This is a genomic window from Streptomyces sp. NPDC014861, from assembly GCF_043081625.1.
Lineage (GTDB): Bacteria > Actinomycetota > Actinomycetes > Streptomycetales > Streptomycetaceae > Streptomyces.
On record NZ_JBIBWV010000004.1, the window covers coordinates 143,391 to 164,696 of the forward strand.

Below are 21,306 nucleotides of genomic sequence, written 5' to 3' on the forward strand. Positions count from 1 at the left end.
GCCCCACTACTCTCCGTCAGCGGCGGAGCGCGGTGAGGGCTCGGGTGAGCAGCCGCTGCCGTTCGGCCGCGGAGCCGACGTGCTCCAGGCCGAAGCCGAGGAGGACGGTGTCACGGGTGGTGACGGCGGCGACGGAGTGGAACAGGGCCGGCGAGCGGGTCCAGTCGGCGGTGTTGCCGGGGCTGCCGGCCGGGGCGCCGGGCACGGTCCAGGCGCCGAAGGAGCTCTCGAAGCCCTCTCGCTCGGTGCCGGCCGCGGTGACGAGCCGGACGTCGTCGACGAAGGCGCCGGTCTCGCCGGTGCCGGGGTCGGAGACGTAGGAGAGGGAGAGCTCGACCTGCTTGCCCGCGTAGGCGGAGAGGTCGACGGAGGCCTGCCGCCAGCCGTTGGAGGGGCCGGTGAAGGCGTTCCAGGCGCCGGTGGTGCCGGTGGGCGCGCAGCCGTCCTCGCCGAGGGCGAGGTAGCGGCCGAGGGCGGGGTGGAGCTTCAGGTAGTAGCCCTCGCCGCAGTCGGCGGGCGGTTCGGCCGAGGTGCCGCCGTTGCGGTCGGGCAGGGTGGTCCAGTCGTCCTGGCCCGCGGTCCGGGCCTCGACGACGAGGTTGTCGTAGCCGGGCTCGGTGTCGTGGCTGACCTGGAAGTCGAGCCGGGGGCCGTCGGCGGCGGCGGTGCCGGTGAGGTCGACGGTCCGGGTGAGCCGGGCCCAGGCGTCGTCGGCGTGCCGGACGGCGGCGAAGGTGCTGCCCTCGGCCGGTTCGAAGGGGGTGCGCAGGCCCGGGTAGTCGCCGGCCGGGGCGCTGGAGGCGAACTGCGGGAACCGCTTCGGGTCGAGGGTGTCGGAGGTGACGGTGTAGGCGCCGGCGTGGTCGAGCGGGTTGCCCTCGGCGGCGCCGAGCCCGGTCGGCGGTCCCGCGAGGCGGCCGGCTCCGGCGAAGGAGGACGGGCCGTTCAGCCCGGCGCGGTGGTAGGCGCCGAGCCAGTACTGGGCGAAGTCGTTGGTCTCGGCCCGGCCGACCCGGGTGAGCCCGCCGGTCTTCTCGCCGGCGTTGACCAGCTTGCCGCCCTCGTTGAGGTAGGAGCGGACGGCGAGCTGGACGGCCCCGGTGGGGCGCTCGGCGCCGGTGTACCAGACGACGGTGCGGAAGTGGGAGAGGGCGCCGAGGGCGTGCGGGGTGCCCTGGGTGGCGACGTCCCAGACGGCCGCCCCGCGGCCGGTCGCGGCGAGCGCCCTCACGTACGTGCCGGTGTGCCGTGCGGCGCTCGTCCCGCCCTCCTCGGCGAGGACGAGGACGTCACCGCGGGCGCGGTCGGCGACCTCGTAGGTGAAGGGGGTGGTGGCGGTGGTCCTGCCGTCGCGGCCGCGGGCGGTGAACCAGACCTCGACGGAGTCGCCGGGCCGGGCGCCCCGCACCTCGCCCCGGTACTGGTCGTAGTACAGGTTGTCCTCGCCGCCGTAGGTCTCGCCGCCGTCCCACGCCTCGACCCCGGAGCGGTGGGTGCGTCCGCCGTTGATCCGGTAGTGGAGGGTCTTGGCGCGCAGCGACTTGCGGGCGGTGACGGCGACCTGCTGCTCCTCGCCGGCGGCGGCGTAGGAGGTGGCGAAGGTGTCGGGGGTGAGGGCCGGGGCCGGGGCGCCGACCGGGGAGACCGGGTCGTCGGGGCGCGCGGCGGACTCGGCGACGGCGAGCGCGAAGGGGATGTTCTTGGCGAACTCGGCCTGGATCAGCTTCTCGTCGTCGGGGAAGGTGAAGACGGAGGCGCAGTCGCCGGCCTCCCAGGCGTCGTCCGGGTCGACCCGGGAGGCGGTGGCGCAGGTGGACATCTCCGGGGTGAACATCTGCATGCCGTTGACGTTGGCGGCGTGTCCGTCGGCCTCGCCGTTGGTGATGTACAGCTCGGAGGAGACCTGCGGCCGGTAGCCGGGGACGGCGGACTTCTCCGGGGTCCCGGCGAGCGCCTTCAGCGGGGTGTCGTCGGGGGTGTCGGTGGCGACCTGCCAGCCGACTCCGTACAGCAGGAGCTGGGCGGCGGAGTGGTAGTTGATGCCGTACGAGAAGCCGATGCGCTTCTGGAAGGCGTCGAGGGCGCGGGTCTCCGGCTCGGACATGGGGCCCTTGCCGCGGAACGTCTCGTCGGCCGGGTCGGGGGACGAACCCTCGTCGTCGTAGCCCCACTTGTAGGCGAAGTTCCGGTTGAGGTCGACGCCGTCGGCGGCGCCGACGGTGCCGTCGCCGTCGTTGTCACGGAGGTTCTTGCGCCACTGGCGGTTGGCCGGGTCGGCGTGGGTGAAGTCGTAGCCGTCGGGGTTGGCGGAGAGCACGAACCACACCTCGGTGGTGTCGACGATGCGGGTGATCCGCTCGTCGGTGCCGTAGTTGTCGAGGTAGTGGTGGAACAGCCGCCGCGTCATCTCCGGGGTGATCCACTCGCGGGCGTGCTGGTTGGAGAGGTACAGCGTGGCCGGCCTGCTGCCGTCCTTCGCCGTGCGGGCGCCCTTGCTGACCTTGACGGCGAGGATGTCCTGGCCCTTGAGGGTCTTGCCGATCGAGACGACCTTGGTGAGGCCGGGGTGGGCGGCGGCGGTGGCGAGGAGCTCCGCCTTGAGGCCGCCGGGGCCGCCGTAGGGGCGGAAGACGCCGTCACCGGCGGCGGCCGACCGCTGGGCGGCGGCCGGTCCCGGATCGTGCTCGGCGACCGGGACGCCCTGGTCGCGCAGTGCCCCTGCCTGCGCCTCGGTGAGGTACAGCTCGACGGTGACGGTGCCGCGCTCGGGCACCTGCTCGGTCAGTTCGTGCCCGTCGGTGCCGGCCTCCAGGAGGAGCGGTACCTGCTCCTTGGTGACCGTGGCCCGCCATACGGAGAGGGCGTCGCCGCCCTCCGGGTCGACCGGCCGCGCTCCGGCGGCGGGTGCCGCCGCGAGCCCGGCGATCAGCAGTGAAGCGGCGGCGAGGATCGCGCGCGCCCTTCGTCTCATTGTGAGCCCCCCTCGATGTGATCCGTCACGAAGAAGAACGGATGCCAGGCTCATGGGCGCCCATGGGCCTGTCAAGGGCGCCTCGCGGTGGGAGGCGTGTGCCACACGAATGCCGATGGGGCGTCAGAAGTGTTCGGTCGCGCCGGAGTTCACGCCTCCGGTGGTACGCGGACGGCCCCCGTCCCGAGTGGGGCGGGGGCCGTGCGGACCGGGTGCCGGACTCAGCCGACCAGGCTCTCGTCCAGCTCCTCCGTCAGGTTCGACTCGGTGCCGGGGATGCCCAGGTCCTGCGCCCGCTTGTCGGCCATGGCGAGCAGCCGGCGGATCCGGCCGGCCACCGCGTCCTTGGTGAGCGGCGGGTCGGCGAGCGCGCCCAGCTCCTCCAGGGACGCCTGCTTGTGCTCCATGCGCAGCCGGCCGGCCGCGGCGAGGTGCTCCGGCACCTCCTCGCCCAGGATCTCCAGGGCGCGCTGCACCCGGGCGCCGGCCGCGACGGCGGCGCGGGCCGAGCGGCGCAGGTTGGCGTCGTCGAAGTTGGCCAGCCGGTTGGCGGTGGCGCGGACCTCGCGGCGCATCCGCCGCTCCTCCCAGGCCAGCACCGACTCGTGCGCGCCGAGCCGGGTGAGCAGGGCGCCGATGGCGTCACCGTCCCGGACGACGACCCGGTCCACGCCGCGGACCTCGCGGGCCTTCGCGGCGATGGAGAGCCGGCGGGCGGCGCCGACCAGGGCGAGCGCGGCCTCGGGGCCCGGGCAGGTGACCTCCAGGGAGGAGGAGCGGCCGGGCTCGGTGAGCGAGCCGTGGGCGAGGAAGGCGCCCCGCCAGGCCGCCTCGGCGTCACAGGTGGCCCCGGAGACGACCTGCGGGGGAAGGCCCCGGATGGGCCGGCCCCGGCCGTCGACCAGGCCGGTCTGCCGGGCCAGCTGGTCGCCGCCGGCCACCACGCGCACGACGAAGCGGGAGCCGCGCCGCAGCCCGCCGGGGGCCATCACGATCAGTTCCGAGCTGTGCCCGAAGATCTCCAGGATGTCCCGCTTCAGCCGCCGGGCCGCCATCGCCGTGTCGAGCTCCGCCTCGATCACGATCCGGCCGCTGACCAGGTGCAGACCGCCCGCGAACCGCAGGATCGAGGAGACCTCCGACTTCCTGCAGCAGGTCCGGGTGACGGGAAGCCGGGAGATCTCGTCCTTCACCGCTGCCGTCATCGCCATGGGCCGATCCTTCCATGCATCCGAAAAATACGGTCGTACGCGGCGGCCAGGCGCTCCGGGTCGTGCTTCGGAGAGCCGTCGGCCCGGGCCACCGGCGCCAGCTCCAGCGCGGCGCCGAGCCGCTTGGCGGCGTCGACGAGGGGTTCCCTGGCTGACACGTCGGGCACGGCGGCCTCCTCGGCCAGCACCACGTCCAGGGCGAGTTTAGGGGCGTGTCGTCCCAAAACCTCCAAATGACGCTGCGGGGAGAAGCCCTCTGTTTCTCCGGGCTGGGGCGCGAGGTTCAGCGAGAGCACCTTGCGGGCCTTCGTCTCGACCAGCGCGTCGAGCAGTTCGGGCACGAGCAGGTGCGGGATCACGGAGGAGAACCAGGAGCCCGGGCCGAGGACGACCCAGTCCGCGTCGAGGACCGCGGCGACGGCCTCCGGCACGGCCGGCGGGTCGTGCGGCACCAGGTGCACGGACTGCACCTCGCCCGGGGTGAGCGCCACGGTGGCCTGGCCGCGGACCGTGTCCACGTCCTCCGGGCGCTCCGGGTCGTGCCCCTTGACCAGGGCCTGGAGCTCCAGCGGCACGGCGGACATGGGCAGCACCCGGCCCTGGGCGCCGAGCAGCCGGCCGACCAGGTCGAGGGCCTGCACGGGATCGCCGCCGAGCTGCTCCCAGAGGGCGACGATCAGCAGGTTGCCGACGGCGTGGCCGCCCATCTCGCCCTTGGACCGGAAGCGGTGCTGGATGACCCGGGCCCAGGTCTGGCCCCAGTCGTCGTCGCCGCAGAGCGCGGCGAGCGCCTTGCGCAGGTCGCCCGGGGGCAGCACGCCCAGCTCCTCCCGGAGCCGGCCGCTGGAGCCGCCGTCGTCGGCGACGGTGACGACGGCCGTCAGGTCGCCGGTGATCCGCCGCAGCGCGGCGAGGGAGGCGGAGAGGCCCATGCCGCCGCCGAGGGCGACGACCTTCGGCTGGGCGCCGCGCCTGCGGAGCGTCCGCCGCACCGAGAGCGTGGAGGAGGAGCGCCGGCGGTACGGCTTCACTCGCGCCCCATGTCGCGGTGGACGACCACGGTCTCGACGCCCTCGGCGGCGATGCGGGCGGCGAGCTTCTCGGCGGTGGCGACGGAGCGGTGCTTGCCGCCGGTGCAGCCGACGGCGATGGTGACGTACCGCTTGCCCTCGCGGCGGTAGCCGGCGGCGATCAGCTGGAGCAGCTCGGTGTAGCGGTCCAGGAACTCCTTGGCGCCGGGCTGGTTGTAGACGTAGTTCGCCACCTCCTCGTTCAGGCCGGTGTAGGGGCGCAGCTCGGGGACCCAGTGCGGGTTGGGCAGGAAGCGCATGTCGACGACGAGGTCGGCGTCGACCGGCAGGCCGTACTTGAAGCCGAAGGACATGACGGTGGCCCGCAGCTCGGGCTCCTCCTCGCCGGCGAACTGGGCGTCCATCTTGGCGCGCAGCTCGTGGACGTTGAGGCTGGAGGTGTCGATGACCAGGTCGGCGTCGCCGCGCAGCTCGCGCAGCAGGTCGCGCTCGGCGGCGATGCCGTCGACGATGCGGCCGTCGCCCTGGAGGGGGTGGGGGCGGCGGACCGACTCGAAGCGGCGGACGAGGGCCTCGTCGGAGGACTCCAGGAAGACGATCCGGCGGGTGACCTGCTTGGCGTCGAGGTCGGCGAGGGACTCCCGGAGCGCGTCGAAGAACTGCCGGCCGCGGACGTCGACGACGACGGCGATCCTGGCGACGTTGCCCTGGGAGCGGGCGCCGAGCTCCACCATCGTGGGGATCAGCGCGGGCGGCAGGTTGTCCACGACGAACCAGCCGAGGTCCTCCAGACACTTCGCCGCGGTGGACCGGCCGGCTCCGGACATGCCGGAGATGATCACCAGCTCGGGGATGGCCGCCTCGGCGCCGTTGTCGCCCGCGGTCTCCTTCGTGCCCGTACTCACGTGTCCTGCTCCGTCTTCTCGGTGGTGCCCGTCGTGCTCGTGGTGCCCGTCGCGCGGGTGGTGCGTGTCGTCAGGACCGTGTGCGTCCTGCTGTCGGTGCCCGTCGCCGGGGTGGCGGTCGGTCATGCGGTGGTGCCCCCGTCGTCTTCCATGATCTCTCCTGTGGCCGTGTTCACGGCGGGTGCGGCGGGGGCCGCCTGCGCCAGGGCCACGGCGACCGCCTCCGCGGTCTTCCGGCCGAAGCCGGGGACCTCACAGATCTGCTCGATTGTCGCCTGCTTCAGCCGCTTCACCGAGCCGAAATGCTTGATCAGCGCCTGTTTGCGCGTGTCGCCGAGGCCGGGGACGGCGTCCAGGGGGCTGCTCCGGAGCCGTTTGGTCCGCTTGGAGCGCTGGTAGCGGATGGCGAAATCGTGAGCCGTGTCACGGACCCGCTGGAGGAGGTACAGGCCCTCGCTGGAGCGGGGCAGGACCACGGGGTCGTCGTCGCCGGGCAGCCAGACCTCCTCCAGGCGCTTGGCGAGGCCGCAGACGGCGACGTCGTCGATGCCGAGCTCGTCGAGCGCGCGGCGGGCCGCGGCGACCTGGGGCTGTCCGCCGTCGACGACGACGAGCTGCGGCGGGTAGGCGAAGCGCTTGGGCCTGCCGTCGTCGCCGGCCTCGTCCACCGCGACCTCGCCCTCCTCGCCCCACTCCCCCGTCCTCTCCTTCTCGGCGAGGTAGCGGCGGAAGCGGCGGCCGATGACCTCGTGCATGGAGCGGACGTCGTCCTGGCCCTCGAAGCCCTTGATCTGGAAGCGGCGGTACTCGCTCTTGCGGGGCAGCCCGTCCTCGAAGACGACCATGGAGGCGACGACGTCCTCGCCCTGGAGGTGGGAGATGTCGAAGCACTCGATGCGCAGCGGCGCCGACTCCAGGTCCAGGGCCTCGGCGATCTCCTCCAGGGCGCGGGAGCGGGTGGTGAGGTCGCTGGCGCGCTTGGTCTTGTGGAGGACGAGGGCCTGCTGGGCGTTGCGGGCGACGGTCGCCATCAGGTCCTTCTTGTCGCCGCGCTGCGGGATGCGCAGGGAGACGTTGGACCCGCGGCGGCCGGTCAGCCACTGGGTGACGGCCTCGGCGTCGTCGGGCAGCGCCGGGACCAGGACCTCCTTGGGGACGGCGTCGCCGCTCTCCTCGCCGTAGAGCTGCTGGAGGGCGTGCTCGACGAGGCCGGCGGTGGAGACGGCCTCGACCTTGTCGGTGACCCAGCCGCGCTGGCCGCGGACGCGTCCGCCGCGGACGTGGAAGATCTGGACGGCGGCCTCCAGCTCGTCCTCGGCGAGGGCGATGAGGTCGGCGTCGGTGGCGTCGGCGAGGACGACGGCGCTCTTCTCCATGGCGCGGCGCAGCGCCTCTATGTCGTCGCGGAGCCGGGCCGCCCTCTCGTACTCCATGTCCTCCGCCGCCACCATCATCTGCTTCTCCAGGCGGCGGATGTAGGTGCCGGTGCGGCCAGCCATGAAGTCGCAGAACTCGTCGGCCAGTTCCCGGTGCTCCTCGGGAGCGACCCGGCCGACGCAGGGGGCCGAGCACTTGCCGATGTAGCCGAGGAGGCAGGGCCGGCCGGCCGAGGCGGCGTTCCGGAACACGCCGGCCGAGCAGGTCCGCACGGGGAAGACCCGCAGCATCAGGTCGACGGTCTCGCGGATCGCCCACGCGTGCGCGTACGGCCCGAAGTACCGGACGCCCTTCTTCTTGTGGCCGCGCATGACCTGGACGCGCGGGAACTCCTCGTTGAGCGTGACCGCGAGGTAGGGGTAGCTCTTGTCGTCCCGGTACTTGACGTTGAACCGGGGGTCGTACTCCTTGATCCAGGTGTACTCCAGCTGGAGCGCCTCGACCTCGGTCGAGACCACCGTCCACTCCACGGAGGCGGCCGTGGTCACCATGGTGGCGGTCCGCGGGTGGAGGCTCACGATCGGCTGGAAGTAGTTGGCCAGCCGCTGCTTCAGCGACTTCGCCTTCCCGACGTAGATCACCCGCCGGTGCTCGTCCCGGAACTTGTAGACACCCGGCGAGTCCGGGATCTGACCCGGCTTGGGGCGGTAGCTGGAGGGGTCGGCCATGGCCCCCACCCTACTGGCGGGGACCGACACGGAGGACGGGCGCACGGGGGTTCCGGGCGCCCCGCCCGACGGCCCGGGCCGCCTCGTGGGCGTCCCGGGCCGCCGGTGCCGGCGGGCGGCCTCGTGGGCCGGGCGGGAGGGGTTCCGGGCCGGGGTCAGAAGCCCTGGGCGCGGCGGGCGGTCGCGCGGCGGCGGAGGGCCGCGGCGGCGGTCAGGGCGAGGGCGACCACGGCGCCGAGGGCGGCGATCGTGGAGGCGGCGGTGGCCGCGGCCGGCTGGTGGCGGGCCTCCGCGGCCGTGGCCGGCGAGCGGGGCCCGGGGGCCGGTGCCGGGGCCCCTGCGGGCGCGGGGACCGGCGCCTCGGGGGCGTAGCCGCCCGCCGCGCCCTTGCGCGCGTAGGCGGAGCCGGGGAGCTTGTCGGCGTACGCGCGCGTGACCCGGTCGCGGTAGGCGGTGAGGGTCGTCCCGTTCTTCCCGACGGCCGTCACCGCGTCCTCGTCCAGCGGCAGCACCTTCGCGCCCTTCTGGACGAACCAGGCGTCGATCTGCGGTTCGCGGAAGACGAGGCCGCCGGGGAGTCTCCGGGCGCCTTCGCGCGCGTACCGGATCTCGTCGTCGCCGGTGGCGATGTTCACCACCTGCCAGCCGTCCGGGCGCTTCACCGTCCACAGGGCCGCCTTCTGCCCGTCGGCGGCGACGGCGAGGCTGGCCCGGTACTCCTCGCGGGCCACGGGCGCGCCCGCCGTGCCGGCGACGAAGTCCGCGGCGAGGATCCGCACCGGGACGGACGCGCCGGATATCCGGGGCTCCGCGGCGGTGCGGGCGAGCGCCCCGTCGCGGGCGAAGAAGCGGCCCAGGGTGGCCAGCGTCTCCGGCGCCGCGGCGGCCTGCTCGGCGGTCGGCGCGGCCGGCAGCGGGTCGGTGCCGGGGGCGGCCGCGGCGGCGGGGGCCGCGAGGCCGAGGGCGAGGAGCGCGGCGGCCCCGGTCGCGAGTGCCGTGGTGGTCATGATCACGCCCCGATCCGGTAGAGGGAGTGGGTCCAGGAGAAGGAGGCGTTGTTGACGTACCACGCGTGGGAGGCCCAGTTGTAGCGATCGCTGGAAACCCACGGGTCTCCCCAGTACACCCAGCTGTTGGCGTCGTCGTAGCCGTACACCACGTGCATGTGCCCGCCGCCGCTGGACCACTGGATGCGGGTCTCGATCGGCCGGTCGGCGTTGATCTCGGTCTGCACGGTGGCGTAGCGCAGCCAGCCGTCGACGTACGAGCCGGGGCGGATGCCCGCCCAGGAGAGGCCGGTCTGGACGTTGGCGAGGGTGGCCTGCCAGTTGGGGCAGTCGTAGCCCTGCTGCCGCTGGAAGGCTGCGTTGCAGAACTGGTTCTGGCTGTAGCCGCGGCCGAACCAGGTGGCGATGGTGTTGCCGCCGGCCGCCCAGCACCAGTTGGTCTTCTGCTGGGCCTGCATGGTGATGTTCAGGCGCTTGGAGGCGAGGACCGCGGCGGGCGCGGCGGCCGGGGTGGCCGCGGTGGTGTCGGCGGGGGCCGGCGCGGCGGACGCCGAGGCCGCGGTGGGGACGAGGAGGAGCGCGGCGGCGGCGAACGCCACGAGGCCCCTCCTCCCGTTCTGGAGTCGTCTGCGCATGGGGGTTCCTCCCAGTGCGGGGGTGGGGATGGTGGGGGGTGCGTGGGGGGTGGGGGTGGCGTCCGGACACCGCTTGGAGCATCGGTCGTTGTCGGGAGCGGGTCAACACGCTTCAATGCGGGGTGACATCGGGCTGTGAACGGTGTGGCGCGGGTGTGAACGCGCGGCCGCCGCCCACCAGCCCGCCCGCCGCCCGGGCCGCGCCGGTCCGCGCTCCGGGCGTGAACGTTCACCGAGGAGCCCGTGTGAGCCACACCGAGGCCGATCTGGTGCAGCTGCTGCACACCGGCCCCTTCCACCTGGCCCTGCGCACCGCGCTGGCCGTGCGCGGGCTGCCGCTCCAGCGCGTCCAGCACCATCTCGCCCACCGGGGCGTGAAGGTCGGGGTGACCTCGCTGAGCTACTGGCAGCAGGGCGCCCGCAGGCCGCAGCGGCCGGAGTCGCTGAAGGCGGTCCGGGCCCTGGAGGAGGTGCTCCAGCTGCCGGGGAACTCGCTGCTGCGGCTGCTGACGGAGGACGCGGCGGCCCGGGAGGGCGTGGAGCGGCCGGCCGGCCGCTCGTACCGCTCGCTGGTGGAGGCGTCGGGGGCGGTGGAGGAGCTGTTCGCGGAGCTGGAGTCACCGGCCGACGGCGGGCTGCACACGGTCGGCCACCACGAGCGGGTACGCGTCGGGCCGGCCAGGGAGCTGGTGGGGCGCGCGTCCCAGCACGTGGTGCGCGCGCACCGGGACGGCGTGGACCGCTACCTCGCGATCCACCACGGCGACCCCGGCTGCGATCCGTCCCGCGTGCGCGTGCGGGCGGTGGAGAACTGCCGTACGGGGCGGGTGCGGTGGCACGCGGAGACGGGGGTGCTCGTGGCCGAGCTGCTCTTCGACGCGCGGCTGCGGGCCGGCGACACGCATCTCTTCTCGTACGGCTTCGAGGACGGGACGGCCGGTCCGAGCGGCGAGTACGTGCGCGGCTTCAGCTTCGCGGGCGGCCAGTACGTGCTCCAGGTCGCCTTCGACGAGGCGGCGCTGCCGGTACGGTGCCGGCGCTTCGCCCAGGCGTCGGCGGGCGCGCCGCGCGGTGGCCGTACGGAGCTGACGCTCGGCGGCCGGCACCGCACGGTGCACCTCGTGGAGCAGGGGGTGCGTCCCGGGATCCTGGGGATCGACTGGGACTGGGACTGACGCCCCGGCGCCGGGTCAGGCGGTGGGCGCGGACTTCGGTCCGGCGACCAGCCTGCCGCCCTCGACGCGGACCTCGACGGCGGGGAGCGGGACGGTGGCGGGGCCCTTGAGGGCCTTGCCGGTGGTCACGTCGAAGCGGCTGCCGTGGCAGGGGCAGTTGCCCTCGTTGTCCTCGATCTTGTCGAGGACGCAGCCGGCGTGGGTGCACTGGGCGCTGAAGGCCTTGTACTCGCCCTTGGCGGGGCAGCTCACCAGGAGCTTCTGCTCGCGGTAGAGCTTGGCGCCGCCGACCGGGACCTCGTCCGGCGAGCCGAGGGGGACCGGCGCGGTGGGCGTCGGCACCCCGGCGTGGCCCAGCTTGGACTCGGTGGAGCAGGCGGCGACTCCCAGCCCGGCGGCACCGGCGAGAGCGGCACCCTTCAGGACGGTGCGGCGGGTGGACTGGCCGGACATGAGCGCTCCACGGGACGGCGACGGGGTGGTCCCCCCGACGATACCCGCGCCCTTTCGGCCGGTTTCGACCCGGGACCCTGATAGAGGCCCGCTCTCCGCGGGCCCACCCCCGACGGCCCCCGCACGCCGGCCCCCGGGCCGTCACGAACCCGGGCACGAGGCCCCTCGGAGCCGTACCCCCGACTCCCCCGACCACCCGCCCTCGGGGGCGCGCATCCAGCTCCTCCGACCCACGCCGGCCCGCCCCGGTCCCCTGCGAGCGGGAGCGGGGCGGGCCGGTGGGCGTCACGCCTTGCGGGCGCGGGTGGCCGTCGCCTTCTTCGCGGTCTTGGCGGTCTTGGCCGTCTTGGCGGTCTTCGCCGCCTTCGCGGGCGCCGCCTCCGCCGCCTCGGCCGCCTTCTTCGCGGCGGTCCTCCTGGCCGGGGCCTTCTTCGCCGCGGTCTTCTTGGCCGCCGCCTTCCTCGCCGTCCCGCGCGGCGCGGGCACGCCCGCGTCGCTGATCCGGTCGGCGCCGAGGATCTCGCGGAGGAACTTGCCGGTGTGGCTGGCCGGCTCCGAGGCGACCTCCTCGGGGGTGCCCTCGGCGACGACCATGCCGCCGCCGCTGCCGCCCTCGGGGCCCATGTCGATGATCCAGTCGGCGGTCTTGATGACGTCGAGGTTGTGCTCGATGACGATCACCGAATTGCCCTTGTCGACCAGGCCCGACAGCACCGTGATCAGCTTCGAGATGTCCTCGAAGTGGAGACCGGTGGTCGGCTCGTCCAGCACGTAGACCGTGCGGCCGGTCGAGCGCTTCTGGAGCTCGGAGGCGAGCTTGACGCGCTGCGCCTCGCCGCCGGACAGCGTCGGCGCCGACTGCCCGAGCCGGACGTAGCCGAGTCCGACCTCGTTGAGCGTCCGCAGGTGGCGGGCGATCGTGGGGACGGCCTCGAAGAAGCCCAGGGCCTCCTCGATCGGCATGTCCAGCACCTCGGCGATGGACTTGCCCTTGTAGTGGACCTCCAGGGTCTCCCGGTTGTACCGGGCCCCGTGACAGACCTCGCACGGCACGTACACGTCCGGGAGGAAGTTCATCTCGATCTTGATGGTGCCGTCGCCGGAGCAGTTCTCGCAGCGGCCGCCCTTGACGTTGAAGGAGAAGCGGCCGGGCAGATAGCCCCTGACCTTCGCCTCCATCGTCTCCGCGAAGAGCTTGCGGACGTGGTCGAAGACGCCGGTGTACGTCGCCGGGTTGGAGCGCGGGGTGCGGCCGATCGGCGACTGGTCGACGTGCACGACCTTGTCGACGAGGTCGTCGCCCTCCACGCGCGTGTGGCGCCCGGGCACCGTCTTCGCGCCGTTCAGCTCGCGCGCGAGGTGGGTGTAGAGGATGTCGTTGACCAGGGTCGACTTGCCGGAGCCGGAGACACCGGTGACGGCGGTCAGGACGCCGAGCGGGAAGGAGACGTCGATGTCCCGCAGGTTGTTCTCCCGGGCGCCGTGCACGGTGAGCATCCGGCCGGGGTCGAGGGGCCGGCGGACGTCCGGGGTGGTGATGGCCCGGCGGCCGGACAGGTACTGCCCGGTCATCGACTCCTCGTTGGCCAGGAGCTCCTTCAAGGTGCCGGAGTGGACGACCTTGCCGCCGTGCTCACCGGCGCCGGGGCCGATGTCCACCACCCAGTCGGCGACCTTGATGGTGTCCTCGTCGTGCTCGACGACGATGAGCGTGTTGCCCATGTCGCGGAGGCGGACCAGGGTCTCGATCAGGCGGTGGTTGTCACGCTGGTGGAGGCCGATGGACGGCTCGTCGAGGACGTAGAGCACGCCGACCAGGCCGGAGCCGATCTGGGTGGCGAGCCGGATGCGCTGGGCCTCACCGCCGGAGAGCGTGCCGGCCGCACGGTTGAGCGAGAGGTAGTCGAGGCCGACGTCGACGAGGAAGCGGAGCCGCTCGTTGACCTCCTTGAGGACCCGCTCGGCGATCTGCTTGTCGCGGGCGTTGAGCCGCAGGCGGGAGAGGAACTCGGCGCAGTCGCTGATGGACATGGCGGAGACCTCGGCGATGGACCGGTCCATCACGGTGACCGCGAGCACGATCGGCTTGAGCCGGGTGCCGTGGCAGGTGGGGCAGGGCACCTCGCGCATGTAGCCCTCGAAGCGCTCCCGGCTGGAGTCGCTCTCCGCCTCGCTGTGGCGCCGCTTCACGAAGGAGACCGCGCCCTCGAAGGCGGGGCTGGTCCACGCGCGCTCGCGCCCGTACCTGTTCCGGTAGCGGACCTCGATCTGCGTCTTGTGGCCGTGCATCAGGGCCTTCTTGGCCCGCTGCGGGAGCCCCGCGTAGGGGATGTCGGTGCGGAAGCCGAGGGCCTGGGAGAGCCCGTCGATCATCCGGCCGAAGTACTCCTTGGTGTGGCCGTGGGACCACGGGTGGATCGCGCCCTCGTCGAGGGACTTCTCCTCGTCCGGGACGACCAGCTCGGGGTCGACCTCCATGCGGGTGCCGATGCCGGTGCAGTCCGGGCAGGCGCCGAAGGGCGAGTTGAAGGAGAAGGAGCGGGGCTCCAGCTCCTCGAAGGAGAGGTCGTCGTACGGGCAGTAGAGGTGCTCCGAGTACATCTTCTCGCGCTCGGGGTCGTCCTCCGCGAGGTCCACGAAGTCGAGCACGACCATGCCGCCGGAGAGCCCGAGGGCGGTCTCGACGGAGTCGGTGAGACGGCGCTTGGCGCCGTCCTTCACGGTGAGGCGGTCGACGACCACCTCGATGGTGTGCTTCTCCTGCTTCTTGAGCGTCGGCGGCTCGCTGAGCTGGATCGTCGTCCCGTCCACCCGGGCGCGGCTGTAGCCCTTGGTCTGGAGGTCGGCGAAGAGGTCGACGAACTCGCCCTTGCGCTCGCGCACCAGCGGCGACAGCACCTGGAAGCGGCTTCCCTCGGGGAGCTCCAGGACCTTGTCGACGATGGCCTGCGGCGACTGGCGGGAGATCGGCCGGCGGCACTCGGGACAGTGCGGCTTGCCGATGCGGGCGAAGAGCAGGCGGAGGTAGTCGTAGACCTCGGTGATGGTGCCGACCGTGGAGCGCGGGTTGCGCGAGGTCGACTTCTGGTCGATGGAGACCGCGGGCGAGAGGCCCTCGATGAAGTCCACGTCCGGCTTGTCCATCTGGCCGAGGAACTGCCGGGCGTACGAGGAGAGCGACTCGACGTACCGGCGCTGCCCCTCGGCGAAGATCGTGTCGAACGCGAGGGAGGACTTGCCCGATCCCGAGAGCCCGGTGAAGACGATGAGGGAGTCACGGGGGAGGTCGAGCGAGACGTTCTTGAGGTTGTGCTCGCGCGCGCCACGGACGATGAGACGGTCGGCCACGCCGGTCCGCACCTTTCTTGAGAGAGCGGATGGAGAGCGGGTGCGCCTGGGCTGTTCCGCCCGAGCACCCGAAGCACTCAACAACCAAGGATGCCGGATGCTTCCTCGGTCGTCGGTTGCCGTCACCGACCCTATAGCACGTACATTCGATTTCCGGGCTTCGCCTGCCTGCTTCACCCGATCGAGTGGTCGGCGCTAGGGTCGGCGCCATGATCGACCACGAGCGCGACCTCGCCTCCCTGCGCGAAGCGACCGAGCGACTGCTGACCGAAGCCGCCTCCTGGGACAACGCCCGCGTCGCCGAGCCGTCACGGCTTCCCGGCTGGACGCGTGGCCACGTCCTCGCCCACCTGGCCCGGAACGCCGACGCCCTGGTGAACGTCCTCGAGGGCCGGCCCATGTACGCGAGCGCCGAGACGCGCGAGGCGGACATCGAGCGCGACGCCCCCCGCCCCCTCGACGCCCAGCTCGCCGACCTCCGCGGGACGGCCGAGGGCTTCCGCGCCGCCGCGGCCGCCGTCCCCGACTGGAGCCGCACCGTCGAGCTGCGCAACGGCGTCACCGACAGCGCCTCCCGGATCCCCTTCCGCCGCTGGGTGGAGGTCGCCCTGCACCACGTGGACCTCGACTGCGGCTACGAGCTGGAGGACCTCCCCGAGGAGTTCGTCCAGCGTGAGATCGACTTCCTCGCCGAGCGGTTCGCCGGGCACCCGTCCGTCCCCTCCACGGGCCTCCGCGCCGACGACGGGCGGATGTGGACGACCGGCGGCGGGGCCGAGGGCGCCTCCGTGGGCGTCTCCGGATCCGCACCCGAGCTCCTCGGCTGGCTCGCCGGCCGCCGCGACGGCTCGGCGCTCAAGACCGAGGGCGGCCCGCTCCCCCAGCTCCCGCCGCTCTAGGCCGCCCCGGGGGCGACGGGATCCGGAGGATGCGGCCCCGGAGGGCGACGGAGTCCGGAAGGGGCCGCCCCGGCCGCCTCCCCGGGACCGCGGTCGGCGGGCGGAGCTAGGCTGAGCCCATGACCTACAGCGGAGCGGTGAGGGTGGGCGGTCCGGCCGACGTCCACGAGCTCAAGGACCTGATGATCTCCAAGGTCGCGGTCGGCCCGATGGAGAACAACGCGTACCTGCTGCGCTGCCGGGCCACCGGTCAGCAGCTGCTGATCGACGCCGCCGCCGAGGCGGCGACCCTGCTCACGCTGATCGGTGACGACGGCATCGCCTCCGTCGTCACCACCCACCGGCACGGCGACCACTGGCAGGCCCTGGGCGAGGTGGTCGCCGCCACCGGCGCCACCACGTACGCGGGCGCGTACGACGCCGAGGGCATCCCGATCGCCACCGACGTCCTGGTGGAGGACGGCGACACGATCCGCGTGGGCGAGGTGGAGCTCACCGCCCGCCACATCGTCGGCCACACCCCCGGCTCGATCGCGCTGATCTACGACGACCCGCACGGCCATCCGCACCTCTTCCCCGGCGACTGCCTCTTCCCCGGCGGGGTCGGCAAGACCTGGCAGGGCCCGGACTCCTTCGCGAGCCTGCTGCACGACGTCGAGACCAAGTTCTTCGCCGCGCTGCCGGACGAGACCTGGGTCTATCCCGGCCACGGCAAGGACACCACGCTCGGTGACGAGCGCCCGCACCTCCCGGAGTGGCGCGAGCGCGGCTGGTGAGCCGCCCGGCGCCGAAGCGCCCCCGGTACCGCCGGGGGCGCTCCCGTACGCCCCCGTAACCGTGACGGTGGCCGGGTAGTTGGCGGCACATGCACCCCAGTCACGCTCCGTCGCCCCCGGCGGCCCGTCCCACCCCCTCGATGCCCCGGCTCGCCGCCGCGTCCCTCGTCGGCACCGCCATCGAGTTCTTCGACTTCTTCGTCTACGGGACGGCCGCCGCCCTCGTCCTCGGGCCGCTCTTCTTCCCGACCTTCTCCCCGCTCGCCGGGACCCTCGCCGCCTTCGGCACCTTCGCCGTCGGCTTCCTCTCCCGCCCCATGGGCTCGGTCCTCTTCGGGCACATCGGGGACCGGCACGGGCGCCGGCCCGTGCTCCTCGCCTCCCTGCTGCTGACCGGCTGCGCCACGGTCGCCGTCGGCTGCGTCCCCACGTACGACACGATCGGCGTCGCCGCTCCGCTGCTGCTGCTCGTGCTCCGCTTCCTCCAGGGACTCGGGCTCGGCGGCGAGTGGGGCGGGGCCGTCCTGCTGACCGCCGAGCACGCCCCGCCGCACCGCCGGGCGCTGTGGGCGAGCTTCCCGCAGATCGGCCCCGCGGTCGGCTTCCTCCTCGCGAACGGCGTGATGCTGGCGCTCACCGCGGGACTGAGCGACGCCGACTTCCGCTCCTGGGGCTGGCGGGTGCCGTTCTGGGCGGCGGGCCTGCTCGCCGCCGCCGGGCTGCTGCTGCGCTCCTCGCTCGCCGAGACCCCGCAGTTCGAGGAGCTGTCCGCGTCCGGGCGGCGGGCGAGCGCCCCGCTCGCCGAGGTGGCGCGCGACCACTGGCGGCTCGTCCTGCTGACCGCCGGGGCCCTCGCCGTGGGGTACGCGATCTTCTACACGGTCTCCACCTGGGCCCTGGCGTACGGCACCGAGCGGCTCGGGGTGAGCAGTGCGGTGATGCTGGTCTGCGTGATGGCGGCGGTGGCGGTGAAGGGCGCCGTCACGCCGTTCCTGGCACTGCTGGGCGACCGCTGGGGCCGCCGGCCGCTCTGCCTGGCCGGCTGCGCGGCGGCCGCGCTGTGGATGTTCCCGCTGGTGGCGCTGCTGCACACCGGACGGCCGCTGCTGATGTTCCTGGGCTTCCTGGGGGCGCTGCTGGCCTTCATCACGATGTTCTCGGTGGTCGCCGCGTACCTGCCGGAGCTGTACGAGCCCCGGGTGCGCTGCACGGGCGCGGCGGTGGGCTACAACCTCGCGGGCGTGCTCGGCGGGGCGCTGACGCCGATCGTGGCCACCACGCTCTCCGAGGGCGGCGACGGCCCTCCCTGGGGCGTGGCCGCCTACCTGACGGTGGTGGCCCTGGTGAGCCTCGGCTGCTTCGCCCTCCTGCCGGAGACGCTCCCGGAGCGCAGCCCCGCCCGGACGCCCGAGAAGGTGCCCGTCTAGGGCCTGCGGGCGCGGGGGTACGCGAACGGCGACGGCCGGCCCGGGCGGGATGCCCGGGCCGGCCGTCGCCGTTCGTGCGGGAGGGTCAGGCGTCGACGCCGGTCTTCCCCGCGTCGTCCTTCGTCGCGTCCGGAGCACCGTCCGTCGCCGCGTCCTTCTCGGCCGCCTCCAGGGCGGCCTTCTCGGACTGCTTCTTGGAGGCGATCAGGCTGGTGATCGTGGTGATGACCAGGACGCCCAGGATGACCCCGAGGGAGACCGGGATGGAGATCTCCGGCACGTGCACACCGGACTCGTGCAGGGCGTGCAGGACCAGCTTCACGCCGATGAAGCCGAGGATCACCGACAGGCCGTAGCTGAGGTGGACCAGCTTCTTCAGCAGACCGCCGATGAGGAAGTACAGCTGGCGCAGGCCCATCAGGGCGAAGGCGTTGGCCGTGAAGACGATGTACGGGTCCTGGGTCAGGCCGAAGATCGCGGGGATCGAGTCCATCGCGAACAGCACGTCGGTCATGCCGATGGCCAGCATGACGACGAAGAGCGGCGTCATGACCTTCTTGCCGTGCTGCACGACGAAGAGCTTGGTGCCGTGGTAGCGGTCCGCGACGCCGAACTTCTTCTCGATGGACTTCAGCAGGCGGTTCTCGTTCCAGTCGTCCTCGTCCTCGTCGGACATGGCCTCCTTGACGAGCTTCCAGGCGGTGTAGATGAGGAAGGCGCCGAAGATGTAGAAGACCCACGAGAAGCTCGCGATGATCGCGGCACCGGCCGCGATGAAGATCGCCCGCAGGACCAGGGCGATGAGCACGCCGAAGAGCAGGACCCGCTGCTGCAGATGGGACGGCACGGCGAACTTCGCCATGATCAGGATGAACACGAAGAGGTTGTCCACGCTGAGCGACTTCTCCGTGATGAAGCCCGCGAAGAACTCGCCGCCCGCCTGTCCGCCGCCCCAGATCGTGACACCGACGCCGAAGAGCACGGCGAGCACGATCCAGACGACGGTCCAGATCCCGGCTTCCTTGACCGACACGTCATGGGGCTTGCGCCCGATGAAGAAGTCGACCGCGATCAGGGCACACAGACCAAGAATGGTCAGCACCCAGATGGTCATAGAAACGTCCACTGCGCCTCCGGCTTCGTACGGCTACTGATCAGCGTCGTCGCTGCCGGAGGTCTCTTCCACCCGGGGCCGCTCACGCGACCGCCGGGCCGACGCCCCGGGACCGGATGTCCTTGATCCGTCCGTATTGACGGGTACGCCGCGCATGGGGAGTACTCCCCTCCGCTGGGAAGAGAGTACCCGAAGACCCAAGAGAAGGTAAAGAAAAAGGTAAAGCGGGCCCCAAGAACGCAGGTCAGCCCAGGCTTCTCCGGCGGGCCTCCGCGACCTGCCCGAGGACCTGCCAGAGCACCGCGCTGCCCGGCGGGACCGTCGGCGGCTCGTACGTCCAGGCGTGGCCCACCCAGGGATCGGCGAGGTGGTCGTCGGGCACGGGAGTGAGCCGGAGCAGCGAGCGCCACAGCGGGTCGAGCACCGGGCCGTACGCGTCGGCGTCCGACCGGTCCGCGACCATCAGCAGGTGGACGCCGACGGAGGGCCCCTCGTCGGCGAGGTAGCGGAGCCGGGTGACGGCCCGCTCGTCGAAGCCGTGCGGGAAGTCGTGCACGACGAGCAGCCGGCGCGACAGGTCGAAGCCGGGCGGCAGGTCCTCGGACGCGTCGCCGCGTACCGCCATCTGCAGCAGGTCCACCCGCTCGGTGAGCTGGGCGAGGACGGCGGTGACCCCGGCCGCTCCGCGGGCCGGGGGATCGGCCAGGACGCCGGTCTCGACCAGCGGGGCGAAGGCCGCGGCCCCGCTGCCGGCGGGATCGAGGACATGGACGGTGAGGCTGCCGGCGGGGTGGGCGGCGAGCAGCCTGGCGGTGTGCGCGACGGCGCTGTCCAGGGCGAGCCGGCGCAGTTCGGTGTCGTCGAGCAGTCCGGCCGCCGAGGTGCGGCCGGGCCCCGAGTCCACCCAGAGCCCGCGCTCCAGCGGGAGGCGGACGAGGAAGGGGATCCGCAGGCCGGTCCGCTCGGGGAGGTGGAGGTCGCCGAGACGGACCGCCATGGGCGGCTCCTCCGGGGTCCGGTAGGCGTGCCAGACGGGGTTGTCCCAGCGGGCGTAGGCGGCGGGCAGGGCGGGCTCGACGACCTCGGACTCGGCGGTGAGCTGTGCGAGGTCCCGGTCGAGGACCTCCTGGGCCCGGCTCATCAGCTCCTCGTGCGTGGCCCGGGCCTCGGCCCGGGCGGCGTCGCCGGCTCCTCCGACGCGGGTGCTCGGGTCGGCGAGGACCTGGTCGATCGCGCGGTCGAGGCGGTGGTCGGCGAAGTCGCGGGCGCTGCGGTAGGCGGCGACGGTCCTGGCCATGTCCTCGAACATGCCCCACACCTGGTTGTAGAGCCGTTCGTCCATGGTCCAGCCGGTGGCGTCCCCGGCGACGGGCGCCGGGCGGGACTGCGCCGGCACGGTCGGCGGAGGCGGTACGGCGCCGGGGCCGGAGGCGGCGGGCGCGGCGGGTCCGGGGGCCGGCCGGCGGCTCGGGTGGGTGTAGCTGATGGTGGTGGAGGCGGCGGCTTCGGAGGCGGAGCCGGAGGGGGGAGTCGCCGCGGTGACGGCGACGTCGGCCGCGGCGGTCTCGGGGAGGGCCTGCGCCGGGGCGACGGCGGGAGCGACGGCGGCCAGGACGGCGGCGGCGAGGTCGGCGGCGGCCGGGGCGCCCTGGTCGGCGAGGAGGTCGGCGAGCCCGCCCTCGTACCCCTGCCCGACGGCGCGGACCTTCCAGACGCCCTGGCGTCGGTACAGCTCCACGGCGACGACGGCGGACTCCCGGTCGAGGCCGGTGATGGTGTAGGTGGCGACGGCGGCGCCCGCCGGGTCGGCGACGCACACGAAGGGTGCGGCGGCGGTGCCGAAGCGGGCCGGGCCGCCCGCGCCCTGCGGCAGGGCGAGAAGCAGGGAGATCCGGTGGACGGTGTCCGGGAGGGCCGCCAGGTCCACGGCGACGCGGTGTTCGGCGGCGGCCGCGGCGGGCACCTCGACCCCGTGCCGTACCGGGGCGCCGGGGTGGGCGATCCACTCGGGTCCGGGGACCTGCCCCCGCTCGTCGCCGAGGGTGGCCCCGGCGACGACCGGGTGTCCCGCGGACACCCGGAGTTCGAGTCGGGTGTCGGGCAGGGGGTGGTTCTGCCCCCGGACCAGCTCGGCCGTCATCTCGACTCTGTTCCCCTCGGCGCATTTCTCGGTCGGTCATGCGGGACAGCTCCCGGCGGGCCGGTGCCCGTCGGGAGCTGCGGTGCGGTGGTGCCGCGGCGGCGGGCCC

15 protein-coding genes are annotated in these 21,306 nt (G+C 73.3%); 4 read left to right on the forward strand and 11 right to left on the reverse strand.

The annotated features are described in order from the left end of the window. Positions 1-16: 16 nt before the first annotated feature. From ACF1BN_RS10195 to ACF1BN_RS10225, 7 genes are all read right to left on the reverse strand, one after another. Positions 17-2,971 carry a M14 family zinc carboxypeptidase gene (locus ACF1BN_RS10195; RefSeq protein ID WP_392331140.1) on the reverse strand — a complete coding sequence of 985 codons (2,955 nt, stop codon included), beginning with the start codon at positions 2,969-2,971 and terminating at the stop codon, positions 17-19. Between the two features lie 221 nt (positions 2,972-3,192). Continuing rightward, positions 3,193-4,182, reverse strand: coding sequence for a DNA-binding protein WhiA (whiA, locus tag ACF1BN_RS10200; protein ID WP_030746080.1), 990 nt, complete (start codon positions 4,180-4,182; stop codon positions 3,193-3,195). Continuing rightward, a complete protein-coding gene (gene yvcK / locus ACF1BN_RS10205) occupies positions 4,173-5,213 on the reverse strand; it encodes a uridine diphosphate-N-acetylglucosamine-binding protein YvcK (RefSeq protein WP_392331141.1) in 1,041 nt (346 codons plus the stop codon). The genes whiA and yvcK overlap by 10 nt, the downstream gene beginning before the upstream one ends. Next, positions 5,210-6,244 carry an RNase adapter RapZ gene (gene rapZ, locus ACF1BN_RS10210; RefSeq protein ID WP_392331142.1) on the reverse strand — a complete coding sequence of 345 codons (1,035 nt, stop codon included), beginning with the start codon at positions 6,242-6,244 and terminating at the stop codon, positions 5,210-5,212. Before rapZ ends, yvcK begins: the two co-directional genes overlap by 4 nt. Next, positions 6,241-8,223: an excinuclease ABC subunit UvrC gene (gene uvrC, locus ACF1BN_RS10215; protein ID WP_392331143.1), complete on the reverse strand. Its 1,983-nt coding sequence runs from the start codon at positions 8,221-8,223 to the stop codon at positions 6,241-6,243. The genes rapZ and uvrC overlap by 4 nt, the downstream gene beginning before the upstream one ends. Before the next feature lie 155 nt (positions 8,224-8,378). Continuing rightward, on the reverse strand, positions 8,379-9,230 hold the full coding sequence (locus tag ACF1BN_RS10220) for a hypothetical protein (RefSeq protein WP_392331144.1): 852 nt from the start codon (positions 9,228-9,230) through the stop codon (positions 8,379-8,381). 2 nt (positions 9,231-9,232) lie between these two features. Continuing rightward, the gene (locus ACF1BN_RS10225; RefSeq protein WP_392331145.1) at positions 9,233-9,865 is read right to left on the reverse strand and encodes a papain-like cysteine protease family protein; all 633 of its coding nucleotides are present in this window, start codon (positions 9,863-9,865) and stop codon (positions 9,233-9,235) included. A gap of 245 nt (positions 9,866-10,110) precedes the next feature. Here ACF1BN_RS10225 and ACF1BN_RS10230 point away from each other — a divergent pair, with 245 nt between their 5' ends. Continuing rightward, complete coding sequence (locus ACF1BN_RS10230) at positions 10,111-11,040, forward strand: hypothetical protein (protein WP_392331146.1); 930 nt, start codon at positions 10,111-10,113, stop codon at positions 11,038-11,040. 15 nt (positions 11,041-11,055) lie between these two features. Here the strand turns inward: ACF1BN_RS10230 and ACF1BN_RS10235 are convergent, their stop codons facing one another. Further along, positions 11,056-11,493 carry a Rieske (2Fe-2S) protein gene (locus ACF1BN_RS10235; protein WP_392331147.1) on the reverse strand — a complete coding sequence of 146 codons (438 nt, stop codon included), beginning with the start codon at positions 11,491-11,493 and terminating at the stop codon, positions 11,056-11,058. A 285-nt stretch (positions 11,494-11,778) separates the two neighbouring features. Then, positions 11,779-14,841 carry an excinuclease ABC subunit UvrA gene (gene uvrA, locus ACF1BN_RS10240; protein ID WP_392331148.1) on the reverse strand — a complete coding sequence of 1,021 codons (3,063 nt, stop codon included), beginning with the start codon at positions 14,839-14,841 and terminating at the stop codon, positions 11,779-11,781. A 209-nt stretch (positions 14,842-15,050) separates the two neighbouring features. Between uvrA and ACF1BN_RS10245 the strand changes: the two genes are divergently transcribed. From ACF1BN_RS10245 to ACF1BN_RS10255, 3 genes are all read left to right on the forward strand, one after another. Further along, positions 15,051-15,740 carry a maleylpyruvate isomerase family mycothiol-dependent enzyme gene (locus ACF1BN_RS10245; protein ID WP_392331149.1) on the forward strand — a complete coding sequence of 230 codons (690 nt, stop codon included), beginning with the start codon at positions 15,051-15,053 and terminating at the stop codon, positions 15,738-15,740. A gap of 119 nt (positions 15,741-15,859) precedes the next feature. Continuing rightward, positions 15,860-16,516 carry an MBL fold metallo-hydrolase gene (locus tag ACF1BN_RS10250; RefSeq protein ID WP_392331150.1) on the forward strand — a complete coding sequence of 219 codons (657 nt, stop codon included), beginning with the start codon at positions 15,860-15,862 and terminating at the stop codon, positions 16,514-16,516. Between the two features lie 140 nt (positions 16,517-16,656). Further along, entirely contained in the window at positions 16,657-17,943 is a 1,287-nt protein-coding gene (locus ACF1BN_RS10255; RefSeq protein ID WP_392331454.1) for an MFS transporter, read from the forward strand. An 85-nt stretch (positions 17,944-18,028) separates the two neighbouring features. Here ACF1BN_RS10255 and ACF1BN_RS10260 read toward each other — a convergent pair whose 3' ends face one another. Together ACF1BN_RS10260 and ACF1BN_RS10265 are read right to left on the reverse strand one after the other, a co-directional pair. Continuing rightward, positions 18,029-19,057, reverse strand: a complete 1,029-nt coding sequence (locus tag ACF1BN_RS10260; protein WP_392331151.1) for a TerC family protein — start codon at positions 19,055-19,057, stop codon at positions 18,029-18,031. 244 nt (positions 19,058-19,301) lie between these two features. Continuing rightward, on the reverse strand, positions 19,302-21,197 hold the full coding sequence (locus tag ACF1BN_RS10265) for a TerD family protein (RefSeq protein ID WP_392331152.1): 1,896 nt from the start codon (positions 21,195-21,197) through the stop codon (positions 19,302-19,304). Positions 21,198-21,306 lie beyond the last annotated feature (109 nt).

What these genes read in the sequence shown, in the direction of transcription:
- uvrC (WP_392331143.1), bottom strand. Translation starts at nt 8,223, where the DNA reads ATGGCCGACCCCTCCAGCTACCGCCCCAAGCCGGGTCAGATCCCGGAC.
- ACF1BN_RS10225 (WP_392331145.1), bottom strand. Translation starts at nt 9,865, where the DNA reads ATGCGCAGACGACTCCAGAACGGGAGGAGGGGCCTCGTGGCGTTCGCC.
- ACF1BN_RS10235 (WP_392331147.1), bottom strand. Translation starts at nt 11,493, where the DNA reads ATGTCCGGCCAGTCCACCCGCCGCACCGTCCTGAAGGGTGCCGCTCTC.
- ACF1BN_RS10245 (WP_392331149.1), top strand. Translation starts at nt 15,051, where the DNA reads ATGATCGACCACGAGCGCGACCTCGCCTCCCTGCGCGAAGCGACCGAG.
- ACF1BN_RS10265 (WP_392331152.1), bottom strand. Translation starts at nt 21,197, where the DNA reads ATGACGGCCGAGCTGGTCCGGGGGCAGAACCACCCCCTGCCCGACACC.
- ACF1BN_RS10260 (WP_392331151.1), bottom strand. Translation starts at nt 19,057, where the DNA reads ATGACCATCTGGGTGCTGACCATTCTTGGTCTGTGTGCCCTGATCGCG.
- ACF1BN_RS10220 (WP_392331144.1), bottom strand. Translation starts at nt 9,230, where the DNA reads ATGACCACCACGGCACTCGCGACCGGGGCCGCCGCGCTCCTCGCCCTC.
- ACF1BN_RS10255 (WP_392331454.1), top strand. Translation starts at nt 16,657, where the DNA reads ATGCCCCGGCTCGCCGCCGCGTCCCTCGTCGGCACCGCCATCGAGTTC.
- ACF1BN_RS10250 (WP_392331150.1), top strand. Translation starts at nt 15,860, where the DNA reads ATGACCTACAGCGGAGCGGTGAGGGTGGGCGGTCCGGCCGACGTCCAC.
- rapZ (WP_392331142.1), bottom strand. Translation starts at nt 6,244, where the DNA reads ATGACCGACCGCCACCCCGGCGACGGGCACCGACAGCAGGACGCACAC.
- ACF1BN_RS10195 (WP_392331140.1), bottom strand. Translation starts at nt 2,971, where the DNA reads ATGAGACGAAGGGCGCGCGCGATCCTCGCCGCCGCTTCACTGCTGATC.
- whiA (WP_030746080.1), bottom strand. Translation starts at nt 4,182, where the DNA reads ATGGCGATGACGGCAGCGGTGAAGGACGAGATCTCCCGGCTTCCCGTC.